The 15,176-nt window shown below is 63.2% G+C and carries 14 protein-coding genes; 9 read left to right on the top strand and 5 right to left on the bottom strand.

Features of this window, described 5'->3' with window-relative positions:
• Window positions 1–4: 4 nt before the first annotated feature.
• A complete protein-coding gene (locus FJ424_RS28950; RefSeq protein WP_140656134.1) occupies window positions 5–307 on the top strand; it encodes a Dabb family protein in 303 nt (100 codons plus the stop codon).
• 276 nt (window positions 308–583) lie between these two features.
• On the opposite strand, the gene FJ424_RS28945 is transcribed toward FJ424_RS28950, so the two are convergent.
• Both FJ424_RS28945 and FJ424_RS28940 read right to left on the bottom strand, forming a co-directional pair.
• On the bottom strand, window positions 584–1,447 hold the full coding sequence (locus tag FJ424_RS28945; protein WP_140656131.1) for a prephenate dehydratase: 864 nt from the start codon (window positions 1,445–1,447) through the stop codon (window positions 584–586).
• A 10-nt stretch (window positions 1,448–1,457) separates the two neighbouring features.
• Window positions 1,458–2,186 (bottom strand): 3-deoxy-manno-octulosonate cytidylyltransferase, encoded by a 729-nt coding sequence (locus FJ424_RS28940; RefSeq protein ID WP_140656127.1) that lies wholly within the window; start codon window positions 2,184–2,186, stop codon window positions 1,458–1,460.
• A 192-nt stretch (window positions 2,187–2,378) separates the two neighbouring features.
• Here FJ424_RS28940 and FJ424_RS28935 point away from each other — a divergent pair, with 192 nt between their 5' ends.
• From FJ424_RS28935 to FJ424_RS28905, 7 genes are all read left to right on the top strand, one after another.
• Window positions 2,379–3,041 carry a cytochrome c family protein gene (locus FJ424_RS28935; RefSeq protein WP_140656124.1) on the top strand — a complete coding sequence of 221 codons (663 nt, stop codon included), beginning with the start codon at window positions 2,379–2,381 and terminating at the stop codon, window positions 3,039–3,041.
• A 157-nt stretch (window positions 3,042–3,198) separates the two neighbouring features.
• The gene (locus tag FJ424_RS28930) at window positions 3,199–5,079 is read left to right on the top strand and encodes an extracellular solute-binding protein (RefSeq protein ID WP_140656121.1); all 1,881 of its coding nucleotides are present in this window, start codon (window positions 3,199–3,201) and stop codon (window positions 5,077–5,079) included.
• Window positions 5,079–6,956: an extracellular solute-binding protein gene (locus FJ424_RS28925; RefSeq protein WP_140656118.1), complete on the top strand. Its 1,878-nt coding sequence runs from the start codon at window positions 5,079–5,081 to the stop codon at window positions 6,954–6,956. The genes FJ424_RS28930 and FJ424_RS28925 overlap by 1 nt, the downstream gene beginning before the upstream one ends.
• Before the next feature lie 30 nt (window positions 6,957–6,986).
• A complete protein-coding gene (locus FJ424_RS28920) occupies window positions 6,987–8,081 on the top strand; it encodes a microcin C ABC transporter permease YejB (RefSeq protein ID WP_140656115.1) in 1,095 nt (364 codons plus the stop codon).
• Window positions 8,081–9,220 (top strand): ABC transporter permease, encoded by a 1,140-nt coding sequence (locus FJ424_RS28915; RefSeq protein ID WP_140656112.1) that lies wholly within the window; start codon window positions 8,081–8,083, stop codon window positions 9,218–9,220. The genes FJ424_RS28920 and FJ424_RS28915 overlap by 1 nt, the downstream gene beginning before the upstream one ends.
• On the top strand, window positions 9,217–10,845 hold the full coding sequence (locus FJ424_RS28910; RefSeq protein WP_140656109.1) for an ABC transporter ATP-binding protein: 1,629 nt from the start codon (window positions 9,217–9,219) through the stop codon (window positions 10,843–10,845). The genes FJ424_RS28915 and FJ424_RS28910 overlap by 4 nt, the downstream gene beginning before the upstream one ends.
• Window positions 10,846–10,885: 40 nt before the next feature.
• Window positions 10,886–11,827, top strand: coding sequence for a glyoxylate/hydroxypyruvate reductase A (locus FJ424_RS28905; protein ID WP_140656106.1), 942 nt, complete (start codon window positions 10,886–10,888; stop codon window positions 11,825–11,827).
• On the opposite strand, the gene FJ424_RS28900 is transcribed toward FJ424_RS28905, so the two are convergent.
• The 3 genes from FJ424_RS28900 to FJ424_RS28890 form a co-directional block, all read right to left on the bottom strand.
• Complete coding sequence (locus FJ424_RS28900) at window positions 11,824–12,354, bottom strand: AAA family ATPase (RefSeq protein ID WP_140656103.1); 531 nt, start codon at window positions 12,352–12,354, stop codon at window positions 11,824–11,826. The genes FJ424_RS28905 and FJ424_RS28900 overlap by 4 nt on opposite strands.
• A 68-nt stretch (window positions 12,355–12,422) precedes the next feature.
• A complete protein-coding gene (locus FJ424_RS28895; protein WP_140656100.1) occupies window positions 12,423–12,797 on the bottom strand; it encodes a hypothetical protein in 375 nt (124 codons plus the stop codon).
• A 73-nt stretch (window positions 12,798–12,870) separates the two neighbouring features.
• On the bottom strand, window positions 12,871–13,815 hold the full coding sequence (locus FJ424_RS28890) for a methyltransferase domain-containing protein (protein WP_140656097.1): 945 nt from the start codon (window positions 13,813–13,815) through the stop codon (window positions 12,871–12,873).
• Between the two features lie 230 nt (window positions 13,816–14,045).
• Here FJ424_RS28890 and FJ424_RS28885 point away from each other — a divergent pair, with 230 nt between their 5' ends.
• Window positions 14,046–15,056: a ligase-associated DNA damage response exonuclease gene (locus FJ424_RS28885; RefSeq protein ID WP_140656315.1), complete on the top strand. Its 1,011-nt coding sequence runs from the start codon at window positions 14,046–14,048 to the stop codon at window positions 15,054–15,056.
• The last annotated feature ends 120 nt before the right edge of the window (window positions 15,057–15,176 follow it).

The following is a 15,176-nucleotide window of genomic DNA, read 5'->3' as shown; positions in this document are numbered from 1 at the left end:
AAGAATGATCCGTCACACCGTCGTGTTCACGCTGAAGCACCCGCTGCAGTCGCTGGAGACGAAGCGCTTCCTCCACGACGCGAAGAAGATCCTGACCGGGATCAAGGGCGTCGCGCATTTCGAGCAGCTGCGGCAGGTGAGCCCGAAGAACGACTACCAGTTCGGCTTCTCGATGGAGTTCGCCGACCAGGCGGCCTACACGCGCTACAACGAGCACCCGGACCATGTCGCCTTCGTGCGCGACCGCTGGGTGCCCGAGGTCGATAAGTTCATGGAGATCGACTACGTGCCGCTCGGCTGGGGGTGATATCGGGTTGAGTGCAAACGTCGGAGATTGGCGAAGGCCTTCGTGCTTCGTCATCCACGGGCGAAGCAAGGAGCGAAGCGACGCGCGCAGACCCGAGGATCCATGCCTTGACTTCGACGCGTTGCGACGGTCCAGAATTCTGCTCCGCTGCTCTCTATGATCAAGGTTACGGAATGGGTCCTTGGGTCTGTGCTCCGCTTCGCGTCGCTCCGCCCGCGGATGACGAAGTCGCGAAGGCTCCCCCAATCTCGAAGGTCGTGAGCTCCGACTAACTGGTCAATCCGCCACCTTCCACTCATCACGCGAGGCGCTCGCCGGATAGACGCCGAGGATGCGCATTTCGCGCGAGAAGAAGCGCAACTCGTCGAGCGCCAGCTTGACCAGCGGATCGTCCGGGTGGCCCTCGATGTCGGCGTAAAACAACGTCGCGGTGAAGGCGCCGAGTTGGTAGCTTTCGAGCTTGGTCATGTTGATGCCGTTGGTGGCGAAGCCGCCCATCGCCTTATAGAGCGCGGCCGGCACGTTGCGGACACGGAAGATGAAGGTGGTCATCATCTTGGCGTCCGGCGCGGGACGTTCCACCCATTGCTTGTTCTTGGTCAGCACGACGAAGCGGGTGACGTTCGAATCGGTGTCCTCGACATTCTTCTCGATGATATCGAGCCCATAGAACTCCGCGGCCAAAGCCGGCGCCAGCGAGGCCATGGTGCGATCCCTGACCTCCGAGACCATCTTGGCCGAACCCGCCGTGTCGCCGGCGATCACCGGCTTCCAGCCGTTCTTGCGGATATATTTGCGGCACTGGCCGAGCGCATGGATGTGGCTGTGCACGGTCTTGATCTCTTCGCGCTTCACCCCCGGCAGCACCATCAGCTGGAAATGGATCGGCAGGAAATACTCGCCGACGATGTGCAGCTTCGATTCCGGCAAGAGGTGGTGGATGTCGGCGACGCGCCCGGCGATCGTGTTCTCGATCGGGATCATGGCGAGCTCGGCCTTACCGGTCTCGACCGCGTTGAAAGCATCCTCGAAGGTCGGGCAAGGCAACGGTTCCATCGACGGGAACATGTTGCGGCAGGCAGTGTCGGAGTTGGCGCCCGGCTCGCCCTGGAAGGAAATTCTGTTGGTCTTTTCAGCCATCACGGATGTCTCAGTTTGAAAGGATTTTTCGTGCCCGCTCCAGGTCGTCGGGGGTGTCGACGCCAAGCGGCAGCGATTTGACGATCTCGGCGTCGATGCGCATGCCGGCTTCCAGCGCGCGCAGCTGCTCCAGCCGTTCGCGCCGCTCCAGCGGCGACGGCTTGAGCGCCACGAAGCGTTCCAGCGCCGCACGGCGATAGGCGTAGAGGCCGATGTGGTGGTAGAGCGGCCCATTGCCCCAGGGCGCGGTGGCGCGGGTGAAATAGAGCGCTCTCAACCGTGTCGCCGAAAGCGGCGAGCCGACGATCTTGACCACGTTCTGGTTGGTCTTCTCCTCGTCGCGCACGATCTCGACGCCCAGCGTGGCGATATCGACCGATTTGTTCTCAAACGGCCGCAGCGACGCGCCGATGATCTCGGGATCGATGGTCGGCAGGTCGCCCTGGACGTTGACGATCGTTTCCACCTGCTTTTCGGGGTCGAGGGCCGTCAGCGCCTCGAAGATGCGGTCGGAGCCCGATTCGTGATCCGCGCGGGTCATGACGGCCTCGAAGCCATGCGCCCGCACGGCTTGCGCGACGGCTTCGGTATCGGTCGCCACCACCACGCGGCCAAGCCCGGCCTCGGCGGACCGGCGGGCGACATGGACGATCATCGGCGCGCCCGCAATGTCGGCCAGCGGCTTGCCCGGCAGACGCGTCGAGGCCATGCGGGCGGGGATCAGGATCAAGGTTGACATCGGATTTCAGGGCGGTCGAAAAAAGCGGATGGAAAGTGGCAAAAGGTCTCACTGGAAGCGCCCTTATAGGTGTTGCAACGCCTGAGCAAAAGACCTAGTTTCCGCCCGATTTGACTGGCCTTTCGAGGCAGTTCGCGATACCGACGGACGGAGTGGACGGGACGGTCCGCCGGAAAAGGGAGCAAGGGGCGTATGGATTCCAACGAAGTCAACAAGCTGCTCGGCGGATTTCTGGGAACCTGCTTCCTCGTCTTTTCCATAGGCCTCGTCTCGGACGGATTGTTCGCCTCGCCGGCGCCCGAAAAGCCCGGCTTCGCCATCGAAGCGCAGGAACCGACCGAAGGCGGTCCGGCTGCTCCCGCGGCGGAAGCCAAGCCGATCGCCGACCTGCTCGCCACCGCCAATGCCGAGGCTGGCGCCGCGATCTTCAAGAAATGCCAGGCCTGCCATTCCGGCGAAAAGGGCGGTCCGAACAAGGTCGGCCCGGATCTCTGGGATATCGTCGACCGCCCCGTCGCCGAGCATGAAGGCTTCGCCTATTCGGCCGGCATGAAGGATTTTTCGAAAGGCGGCCAGGAGCACTGGACCTACGACAATCTCAACCACTTCATCACCTCGCCGAAGAAGTTCGTGAAGGGCACGGCGATGGGCTTCGCCGGTCTGCCGAAGGATGAAGACCGGGCCAATGTGATCGCCTATCTGCGCACGCTGTCGGACAACCCGAAGCCGCTGCCGCAGCCGGGCGCTTCGGCCGAGGCCAAGCCCGCCGAAGGCGCCAAGCCGGCGGAAGGCGCCGCGCCGGCCAAGCCGGCCGAGGGAGCCGCTCCGGCCAAGCCCGCGGCGCCCGCTCAATAAACAATTTGTCGCAGAGACTTCCTTGGAAAAGCCGGGTTCGTCCCGGCTTTTCTGTTGGGAAAGCTGCATGGGCGGCGACAAAGGCGGCACTTGCGGTTCCCACCGGCGTCAAATGATCTAGATTGCGGGTGAGCAAAGTTCGCGACGAGGAGAACGCATGAAGGTTGGCCGCTTCCGCACGCTTTTCGCATCGGCGTTCGCGCTCGCCTTCGCCGCCAGCCTGCAGGCCGGCTTCGCCGATGAGTGGCACACGACGTCGTCGCTGATCGGGCCTTCAAAATACGGCGAGAATTTCCAACGTTACGACTACGTCAATCCCGATGCGCCGAAAGGCGGGACCTACAACTCCGTCGTCACCGGTACGTTCGACAGCTTCAACCCCTATATCGTGCAGGGATCGCCGGCCGCGGGGCTGGTCGGCTTCGGCGGCGGGCTGCTCTACGACACGCTGATGGACCAGGCGACCGACGAGGGCAGCGTCAGCCACCCGCTGGTCGCCGATGCCTACAAATACCCTTCCGACTATTCGTCCGCCACCTACCGGCTCGATCCGCGGGCAAAATGGCATGACGGCCAGCCAATCACCGTCGATGACGTGATCTGGTCCTTCCAGGTGCTCAAGGCCAACAGCCCACAATACAGCCGCTATTTCGAGAACGTCACCGACGCTGTGGCGATCTCCGACCAGGAGGTCGAATTCCATTTCAACCAGAAGGGCAACCGCGAGCTGCCCAAGATCCTCGGCGATCTCGTCGTTTTGCCGAAGCACTGGTGGGAAGGCACCGATGCCAGCGGCAAGAAGCGCGACATCACCAGGCCGACGCTGGAGCCGCCGCTGGGCTCGGCCGCCTACAAGATCGCCAGCTTCAAGCCGGGCTCGGAGATCGTCTGGCAGCGCGTGCCGGACTATTGGGGCGCCAAGCTGCCGGTGAAGGTCGGCCGCGAGAATTTCGATACCCAACGCTTCACCTACATACTGGACGACAACGCCGCCTGGCAGGCCTTCACCAAGGGCGGGCTGGACGACATCAAGCCGGAAAACAGCTCGAGACGTTGGGCCACGGCTTATAATTTTCCCGCCATCGGCGCCGGCGACGTGATCAAGAAGGAATTCAAGACCACCTCGCCGGAGCCGATGCAGGCTTTCATGCTCAACCAGCGCCGGCCGCTGTTCCAGGATCGCCGCGTGCGCGAAGCGCTGACCTATCCTTACGATTTCGAGACGATGAACCGCACGCTGTTCTTCAATTCCAACACGCGCACCAAAAGTTATTTCCAGGGCACCGAATTGGCGTCGAGCGGGCTGCCGCAAGGCAAGGAGCTCGAGATCCTGGAGAAGTATCGAGACAAGCTGCCGCCTGAATTGTTCACCCAGGAATTCAAGCTGCCGATCTATGACTCGCCGCAGGCGGAACGGAAGTTTCTGAAGCAGGCGGTGGACCTCTTCGCCCAGGCGGGCTGGGTGATCAAGGGCGGCAAGATGGTGAACGCCAAGACCGGCGCGCCGTTCAAATTCGAGATCCTCGGCACGTCCGACACGGACCAGATCCTCTCAGGCAATTATATCGCCAACCTGCGCAAGATCGGCGTCGACGCGACGCTGCGGATCATCGATCCCAGCCAATACGTCAACCGCGTCAACAATTTCGACTACGACGTCATCACCAACCTGCTGCAGCAGTCGGAATCGCCGGGCAACGAACAGCGCGATTTCTGGAGCTCGAAGGCCGCCGACGCGCCCGGATCGCGCAACTATTCCGGCATCAAGGACCCGGTTGTCGATGCATTGGTCGACCGCATCATCTTCGCCACCGATCGCGACGACCTCGTCGCGGCCACCCACGCGCTCGATCGGGTGCTGTTGTGGAACTACTATGTGGTCCCGCAATTCTACCGCGCGGTGGTGTGGCTTGCCTATTGGAACAAGTTCGGCATGCCGGAAAAGCAGCCAAGTTACCGCGGCGCCGATATCGATTCCTGGTGGATCGACCCCGAGAAGGAAAAGGCGCTGGCCGCCAAGTACAAGGGCCTCAATTGATGAGGCGGCGGATTTTGCTTCCTCGCCGCGACTTCCTGGCGCTCGGCGCCGCGGCCACAGCCGCCGCCCTGCTGCCCGGCCGGGCCTTTGCCGACACCCCGGCCGGTGTCAAGCTGCACGGCCTGTCGGCCTTCGGCGACCTCAAATACAAGCCCGATTTCACCCATTTCGACTATGTCGATGTCGATGCGCCGCAAGGCGGCATCTTCAACTTCTCGCCGCCGAACTGGGGCGCCAACCAGAGCCCGCAGACCTTCAACACGCTGAACTCATTCGTCGCCAAGGGCGATTCTCCGCAGCGCATGGAAATGTGCTTCGATTCCTTGATGGTGCGGGCACTCGACGAGCCAGACGCGGTCTATGGACTGATCGCCGACGGAGTCACAATCTCCGACGACCGCAACGGCTTCACATTCTCGCTGCGCCCGCAGGCGCGCTTCCATGACGGCACGCCGCTCACCGCCGACGATGTTGCCTTCACCTTCAAGCTGCTGAAAGACAAAGGGCATCCGGACTACGCGCTGTCGCTGACGCATCTGGAAGATGCCGAGGCGAAGGACACTCACACCGTCGAGCTCAAATTCTCCGGCAAGCAATCGGCCCGCACCATCCTCAACGTCGTCGGATTTCCGATCCTGTCGAAGGCCTTTTACACGGCCAATCCATTCGATTCCTCGCAGCTCAATCCGCCGCTCGGCTCTAGCGCCTATAAGGTCGGGCGCTGGTCGGCGGGCGCCTGGATCGAATATGAGCGCGTGGCCGACTACTGGGGCAACGACCTGCCGGTCAATCGCGGCCAGAACAATTTCGGGCGCATCCGCATCGAATTCTACCAGGATCGCACGGCCGGGTTCGAGGCCTTCAAGAAGGGCGAGATACTCTACCGCGAGGAATTCACGTCGCGCGTCTGGGCGACGGCCTACGACTTTCCAGCCTTTACCGCCGGCAAGGTGATCAAGCATGAGTTCCCGGCTGAAACCACGCCTTCCATGCAGGCCACCGCCGTCAACCAGCGGCGGGAGCAATTCAAGGACCCGCGCGTGCGGCAGGCGATCGCGCTCTGCTTCGATTTCGAATGGACGCGGCGCAACTTCTTCTATGGTTCCTATGAGCGTTCGCAGTCCTGCTTCGAAAAGTCCGACTTCCGGGCCGCGGGCATGCCAACGCCGCAGGAGTTGGCGCTGCTGGAGCCGCTGCGCGACCAGCTGCCGCCGGAGACATTCGGCGAAGCGGTGACGCAACCGCCGTCCGACGGTTCAGGGCGGGACCGCAAGCAACTGAGCGCGGCGCTGAAATTGCTCGCTCAGGCGGGCTGGAAGCGCTCCGGCGACTTCGCGGTCAATGACAAGGGCGGGCGGCTGGCCGCCGAATTCCTGGTCGACGACGAGACCTTCGTGCAGGTCTATTCGCCCTGGGTCGCCAACATGAAAGCCATCGGCATCGATGCCTCGATCCGCCTGGTGGATTCGGCACAGTACCAGCTCAGGCAATCGACATTCGATTTCGACCTGCTCTCGGCCGCCTTCAATTTCAGCGCCACGCCGACCCGCGACGATCTGGAAATTTTCTTCCACTCGCGCAGCGCCGCCGTATCGGGCTCGCGCAACCTGTCGGGCATTGCAAGCCCGGCCATCGATGCGTTGATCGATGCCGTCGGCGCCGCCAAGGACCGTGAAAGCCTGACCACCGCCATGCGCGTCTTGGACCGGGCCTTGCGCGCGCGGCGCGATTGGATTCCAAGTTGGTATCTGGCGAATCACCGAAGCGCCTATTGGGACATGTTCGGCTTCCCCGAACAGAAACCCGATTTCGGCTTTCCGGTCGAGGCGCTGTGGTGGGTCGACAAGGGCAAGGCGGCAAAGATTGGCAAAGCCTGACATGAACGTTTGCGCGGGGCCGGACGCCTGATGGGCGCCTATATCCTGCGCCGCATTCTTCTCATGATCCCGACGCTGTTCGGCATCATGGCGATTTCCTTCGCGGTCATCCAGTTCGCGCCGGGCGGCCCGGTCGAGCAGGTGATTGCACGGCTGACCAACCAGGGCGGCAACGACCGCCTCGGCAGCGGTGGCGGCGACGCCGGTGGCGCCAATTTCGACGTGGCCGGCGATGTCGGCTCGAAATACCGCGGCGCGCAGGGGCTCGATCCCGAATTCATCAAGAAACTGGAGAAGCAGTTCGGCTTCGACAAGCCGCCGCTCGAGCGCTTCGGCATGATGCTGTGGAACTATAGCCGCTTCGATTTCGGCGACAGCTATTTCCGCGATATCTCGGTGCTGAACCTGATCCTGGAGAAGATGCCCGTCTCCATCTCCATCGGCCTGTGGATCACGCTTTTATCCTACCTGATCTCGATTCCGCTCGGTATCCGCAAGGCGGTGAAGGACGGCTCGACCTTCGACGTATGGACCAGCGGCGTTGTCATCGTCGGCTATGCCATTCCAGGCTTCCTGTTCGGCATCATGCTCATGGTGCTGTTCGCGGGCGGCTCGTTCTGGGACTGGTTTCCGCTGCGCGGTATCGTTTCGGACAATTGGGACCAGCTGTCGTGGCCGGGCAAGATCGCCGACTATTTCTGGCACATGACGCTGCCGCTGACGGCGCTCGTGCTGTCGGCTTTCGCGACGACCACCCTTCTCACCAAGAACTCCTTCCTTGAAGAAATCCGCAAGCAATATGTGGTGACGGCGCGCGCCAAGGGGCTGTCGGAGCACAAGGTGCTCTACGGCCATGTCTTCCGAAACGCCATGCTGATCGTGATTGCCGGCTTCCCCGGCGCCTTCATCTCGGCCTTCTTCACCGGCTCGCTGCTGATCGAGAACATCTTCTCGCTCGACGGCCTCGGCCTGCTCGGCTTCAAGTCGGTGATCGACCGCGACTATCCGGTGGTGTTCGCCACCCTCTACATCTTCTCGCTGCTTGGCCTGTTCGTCGGCCTTTTGTCCGACCTGATCTACACCTGGGTCGATCCGCGCATCGACTTCGAGCGGAGAGACATCTGATGGCCGAGGCCGCGATCGAAAGCGCGCCGGCGCGGCCTCGCAGGCCATTTCTGTCGCCGCTCAACCAGAGGCGGTTGCAGAATTTCAAGGCCAACCGGCGCGGCTACTGGTCGCTCTGGATCTTCCTGTTGCTGTTCGTGCTGTCGCTGTTTTCCGAGCTGATCGCCAACGACAAGCCGATCATCGTCTCATACAAGGGCGAGATTCTGTTTCCGGTTCTGGTCGCCTATCCGGAAGAGAAGTTCGGCGGTTTCTACGCCGTCACCGATTATCGCGATCCGGTGATCCAGGACGAGATCAATTCCAATGGCTGGATGATATGGCCGCCGGTTCGCTACTCCTACCAGACGGTCAACAACGCCATTCCGGAACCGGCACCGGCAAAACCGTCCTGGCTTTACGACAAGAAGACGCGCTGCAGTCAGTACCCGAAGGGAGAGGCCGACGAGAACTGCGTCGCCGGCAACTGGAACTGGCTGGGCACCGACGACCAGGCGCGCGACGTGCTGGCGCGCGTGCTCTACGGCTTCCGCATCTCGGTTCTGTTCGGCCTGATCCTGACGCTCGGCTCGTCGCTGATCGGCGTCGCGGCCGGCGCGGTGCAAGGCTATTTCGGCGGCTGGACCGACCTCCTCTTCCAGCGTTTCATCGAGATCTGGTCGGCGATCCCGGTGCTTTACCTGCTGCTGATCGTCTCGGCCATCCTGCCGCCGGGCTTCTTCATCCTGCTCAGCCTGATGCTGCTGTTCTCCTGGGTGGCGCTGGTCGGCGTGGTGCGGGCCGAATTCCTGCGCGCGCGCAACTTCGAATATGTCAACGCGGCGCGGGCGCTCGGCGTGCCGAACCTCACCATCATGTTCCGGCACTTGTTGCCGAACGCCATGGTGGCGACGCTGACCTTCCTGCCCTTCCTGCTCTCGGGCTCCATCTCGACGCTGACCTCGCTCGACTATCTCGGCTTCGGCCTACCGCCCGGTTCGGCCTCGCTCGGCGAACTGCTGAAACAGGCGCAGCGCAACCTCAACGCCCCCTGGCTCGGCATCTCCGGCTTCATCGTCATTTCGCTGATGCTGTCGCTGCTGGTCTTCATCGGCGAGGCGACACGCGATGCTTTCGATCCGCGCAAGACGTTCAAATGAGCGAAGCCCTGCTGTCCGTCCAAGATCTGAGTGTCGCCTTCGCGCAGGGCGGCAAGCAATCGATCGCCGTCGACCATATCTCATTCGACATCGCCAAGGGCGAGACGGTTGCCCTGGTCGGCGAATCCGGGTCGGGCAAATCGGTCTCGGCGCTGTCGGTGTTGAAGCTCCTTCCCTATCCCGCCGCCAGCCATCCCTCGGGCAAGATCCTGTTCAGCGGCGCCGACCTGCTCGCCATGAACGAGAAGGCGTTGCGCGGCGTGCGCGGCAACAAGATCACCATGATCTTCCAGGAGCCGATGACCTCGCTCAACCCGCTGCACACGATCGAGCAGCAGATCGTCGAGGTGCTGCAGCTGCATCAGGGCATGCGCGATCAAGCCGCCCGCTCCCGCACGCTGGAGCTGCTCAACGAGGTCGGCATTCGCGATCCGCAGAAACGCCTCGACGCCTATCCGCACCAGCTCTCCGGCGGCCAGCGCCAGCGCGTCATGATCGCCATGGCTTTGGCCAACGAGCCGCAGCTTCTGATCGCCGACGAGCCGACGACGGCGCTCGACGTCACCGTGCAGGCGCAGATCCTCGAATTGCTGGCGAAGCTCAAAGCCCGCAAGGGCATGTCGCTGCTGTTCATCACACACGATCTCGGCATCGTGCGCAGGATCGCCGACCGCGTCTGCGTCATGACCAAGGGCAAGATCGTCGAGAGCGGCCCGACCGGGGAAATCTTCGCCAATCCGCGGCATGACTATACAAAGCATCTGCTGGCGGCTGAGCCGAAGGGCAAGCCGCCCGCGGCAGACCCGGGCGCCAAATCCGTCATGACCGGCAAGGACATCAAGGTCTGGTTCCCGATCAAGAAGGGCTTCTTCCGCAAGACCGTCGACCATGTGAAGGCCGTGGACGGCATCGACGTCACGGTGCGCGCCGGCCAGACGCTGGGCGTGGTCGGCGAATCCGGCTCGGGCAAGACGACGCTGGGCTTAGCGCTCGCCCGGATGATCTCCTCGACCGGCACGATCAGTTTCAACGGACGCGACATCAACCAGCTCTCCTTCAGCGCCATGCGGCCGCTGCGGCGCGAACTGCAGATCGTCTTCCAGGATCCGTTCGGATCGCTCAGCCCGCGGCTGTCGGTCTCGGAGATCATCGAGGAAGGGCTGAAGATCCACGAGCCGAAGCTCTCGGCCGACCAGCGCGACGACAAGGTGGTCGCCGTGCTGAAGGAGGTCGGCCTCGATCCCGAGACGCGCCACCGCTACCCACACGAGTTTTCCGGGGGCCAGCGCCAGCGTGTCGCCATCGCCCGCGCCATGGTGCTCAACCCGCGCTTCGTTATGCTCGACGAGCCGACCTCGGCGCTCGACATGAGCGTGCAGGCGCAAGTGGTCGACCTTCTGCGCGGCCTTCAGGCCAAGCACAATCTCGCCTATCTCTTCATCAGCCACGACCTCAAGGTGGTCCGCGCCCTTGCCAACGACGTCATCGTCATGCGCAATGGCCAGATCGTCGAGGCGGGACCTTCCGCGCAGATTTTCAGCAGCCCGCAAACCGACTATACGCGGGCGCTGATGGCGGCGGCCTTCAAGATCGAGACGGCACCGACCGGCGTGGTCAGCGAGTAATCGGACCCGCACCGGCGAAACAGGGAAGAAAAATCCGCAAATGGAAAAAGGCAAAGTCCTGCTTGCCCTCACGGGCATCCACCCGCAGCGCTGGCATGAGTTGCTCTCGGCCGAGCGCGAGGTCGTGTTGGAGCCAAACGGCGCCAACGATCCGTCGATCACGTATGCGGTGGTGTGGAAGCAGAAGCCCAACCTTCTCAAGTCGCTGCCCAATCTGCGCGTCATCTTTTCGATCGGCGCCGGCGTCGACCACATCTTTGCCGATTCCGGCCTGCCAGACGTGCCGATCGTCAGGATCGTCGCCGACAATCTCACCCAATACATGACCGAATATGTGGTGTGGCGGGTGCTCGACCATCACCGCCAGAGCATGCTCTACCGCGGCCAGCAGGCGAAGAAGACCTGGCACGAGCCGCCGCAACGGCCGGCCGGCGACATCTCCGTCGGCATCATGGGCCTCGGCCATCTCGGCCGCGCCGCGGCTTCGGTGCTGCTTTCGCTCGGTTTCGCCGTCAATGGCTGGTCGCGCAGCGAGCGGCCGATGAAGGGCGTTTCGACCTATGCCGGCGAGGCCGGGCTGATCCCGTTCCTCAATGCCACCGACATCCTGGTCGTGCTGTTGCCGCTCACGCCGCAAACCCAAGGCATCGTCAATTACGGGCTGCTCAAGGAACTGCGCCGGCGCAACGGGCTTGGCGGCGCCGTGCTGATCAATGCCGGGCGCGGACGCCTGCAGAAGGACGCCGACATCGTGCGCGCGCTGGACGACGGCACGCTGAAGGAAGCAAGCCTCGACGTGTTCGAAGTCGAGCCGCTGCCGAAGACCAGCCCGTTATGGAGCCACCCGAAAGTATTCGTCACGCCGCATGCGGCGGCGACCTCGGACCCGGCCCATCTGGTACCGATCATGCTTCGCCAGATGGCCGCCTTCGAGCGCGGCGAAAAGCTGGACAACCTGGTCGACAGAGAGGCGGGGTATTAGTCGGGAGTCAAACCCCATTCCCGGAAGCACTGTTTGATCGCCCGCAGCGAAGACAGTTGCAGTTTCGGCAGATCGATATCTTCGAACATTGCCCGGTATTTCCGTCGGTTTCGCTGCGTGGTGACGGCGATGTGGTGGATCATGTCCCATTTGACGCTGTCGCGCCCGCCTTCCAGGGCACCAAGCCTGCCGGTCTCGAACAGCGTTCGCCGAAAGTAGCGCAGCAGGCTCATGGGCGTGGAGATATCCAGCAGAATAAGGCCGGTTGCCCGCCGGAAGCGTTGCGGCATGCAAACTGAATAATTTCCGTCCATCACCCAGCGCTCGCCGGCGATGGCTGCATCGTGCAGGGCAATGAATTCGTCCCTTGGACGCTGCTGCCAATCCGTATTGGGCAGGTGAAAGAGCTGATCGAGGTGAACGGCTTCCAGGCCGCGCTTGCGGGCGATCGCATTGGCAAGAGTGGACTTGCCGCTGTTGGACGGGCCCAGGATGCAGATGCGGTTGCCGAGATCCGAGAGACTCATGGCGGCTTTCAAACACGAAAGCTCGACGAACCGACCGATCGCAAAGCGGAATATCGAATATCGGATACTCAGGAAGGCTTCGAGCCCGGCAGCCCGAACGTCTCCTTCTTCTTCGGCTTGCCGCAGTCGCGGCGGTCGATCGAGCGGTTCATGGCGTCGATCTCGCCGCTCGCCTTGTTGCTGTCGCGCGAAGCCTTGGAGCGCATGTCCGGCGTGAACGGGCCGAAGCCCATCGCCGGATTGGAGAAGCTCGGCTTGGCGGTGACAGGCAGATTGTTCTGCTGCGCCAGTTGATTGCGCTGCGCCAGCAATTGATCGCAAGGCACATCGTCATACTGCAATGAGGATTGGACGTCCTCGTCCTGACGCTCCGCCATCGACGTGCCGCCGACACAGCCGGCCACCGCGAGGCAGGACGCCAACGCAATCATGATCCAGCGCATGGATATCTCCTCGTGGTATCCGCCCCGCGCAACCCGGACCATGCCATTCAGGCTTTTTCGCAGCAAGGTCGACTCATGCCGTTGCCGGATTCCCCGCCTCGGCAGCTGTAGCAGGGAAGCCAGCCACGATGGCCAGGCCCTCGACTGGATCGCGCCGGTCGTGACGGATAACCATGCTTTCCAGCGACAGGACCGAAAGCCCGTTGGCACAAAGCACGTGCCGCGCATAGGCCTCGGAATGGGCATAACGCCGTGACGGCAAAAGGGCGAAATCGCCGCCGCCGACAAGCGTCTCGAGCGAAAAGGCGAATATGCCGCCATCGGCAAGCATGTTCGCAACCGCGCCGACGATCCGGTCGAGCGCGCCGACATAGATGAACACGTCGGCCGCGACCACGAGGTCGGCTCTGTCGCCGGTGTGGGAGAAATGCTGAAGGTCGGCCTTGGCCAGCCGGTCGTAGATGCCCTTGGCCCTCGCCTTCCTCAGCATGCCGGCCGAGATGTCGTAGCCCTCCAGCCGGTCGACGAAAGGGCGCAGCCTTTCGCCCATCAGGCCGGTGCCGCAGCCAAGGTCGAGGGCCAGCCCGAACCGGCCGGGCCTTGCCTTGCCAATGGCGTGCCCGAGACAATCCGGCAGCCCGTAGCCGAGCTTGCCGACAAGCGAGTCCTCGAAACTGTCGGCGTAGTGGTCGAACAAGGTCTCGACAAAGGCGCTGGGCGGCGCCGCCGCGGCGGGCGCCTTGCCGATCAGCTGCAGCTTGAGCGCGGCGCCCAGGCGATCCGCGGGGTCCAGCTTCAGCGCCATGGCCCAGGCTTGCGCGGCCTGGTCGGGCAGGCCGGCCGCTTCCTGCATCTCGCCGAGGCGAAACCAGCCGGCGGCCCAGCGCGGCGCCAGCTCCAGCGCGCCAAGCAAAAGCTCCGCCGCCTGCGCAGGCTCGCCCGAGGCGAGAAGCATCTCGGCGAAATCGGCGCGACGGTCGGCATTCAAATCGCCCGACGAGGCCTGGAGCGGTTTCATTCGTGAAGGATCCCACCGGCGAGGCGGGCCGGCGGCTGGCTCCATAGCATGATCCCGAACCAAAGGTCAGCGAAGCAAAAAGTGGGAACCGGTTTTCGGAGAGAGATCTTGCTCCAACAAAGAGCTGGATCGTGATGGCGTTTCAACGAAACGCGATTGGGATCCAGGACGAGTCAGCAGTCTCTTGCAACGGGCTTCCCGCGGCAAATTTAGCTACTATGTTCAAAGCCATGCACGCCAGCGACCTGCTCAAATCCCGGCCGGAGGGCCTCTACTGCCCGCCCGGCGATTTCTTCATCGATCCGGTGCGGCCCGTCGAGCGGGCTCTGATCACGCACGGCCACTCCGACCATGCGCGATCCGGCCACCGCTCGGTGCTTGCGACGCAAGAGACGCTCGACATCATGGGACTGCGCTATGGCGAGGATTTCGCCGGAACGACGCAAGCGGCAACTCTCGGTCAGACGATCGACATCAACGGCGTCGCCGTCACCTTCCATCCGGCCGGGCATGTGTTGGGCTCGGCGCAGATCTGCGTCGAGCATGGGGGCATGCGCATCGTCGCCTCCGGCGACTACAAGCGGCAGAAGGACGCGACCTGCCTGCCGTTCGAGCCTGTTCGCTGCGATGTCTTCATCACCGAAGCGACCTTCGGCCTGCCGGTGTTCCGGCATCCGCCCGACCATGAGGAGATCGCGCGCGTGATCAAATCGGCGGCGCAGTTTCCCGAACGCTCGCATCTGATCGGCGCCTATGCGCTCGGCAAGGCGCAGCGCGTGATGCGGCTGTTGCGCGACGCCGGCTATGACAGGCCGATCTATATCCACGGCGCGCTGGCCAAGCTCAGCGAATATTATCAGAGCCAGGGCATCGATCTCGGCAGGCTCGGGCCGGGAACCGTGGAGAGCGGCAGCAAGGCCGATTTCGCCGGCGCGATCGTCGTCGGGCCGCCATCGGCCTTCGCCGACCGCTGGGCGCGGCGTTTTCCGGACCCGATCTCGTGCTTTGCTTCCGGCTGGATGCGCATCCGCCAGCGCGCCAAGCAGGGCGGCGTCGAGCTGCCGCTGATCATTTCCGACCATGCCGACTGGGACGAGCTGATCATCACCATCAAGGAAACCGGCGCGGAGGAAATCTGGGTGACGCATGGCCGCGAGGAGGCGCTGGTGCGCTGGTGCGAGCTGGAGGGCATCGCCGCGCGGCCGCTGCATCTGGTGGGATATGAGGACGAGGGCGATTGATGGCGATTCTTGATGCGGGAATTGGCAACGCCGCGATCCTTCACACCCCCCTCTGGCCTGCCGGCCATCTCCCCCGCACGGGGGGAGATTGGCAGTTTCGGCCCTGCCGCACATCCTGCA

Source organism: Mesorhizobium sp. B3-1-8, from assembly GCF_006439495.1.
Lineage (GTDB): Bacteria > Pseudomonadota > Alphaproteobacteria > Rhizobiales > Rhizobiaceae > Mesorhizobium.
Note: the sequence above shows the minus strand (reverse complement) of the source record. Positions and strands in the feature narration are given on the sequence as shown.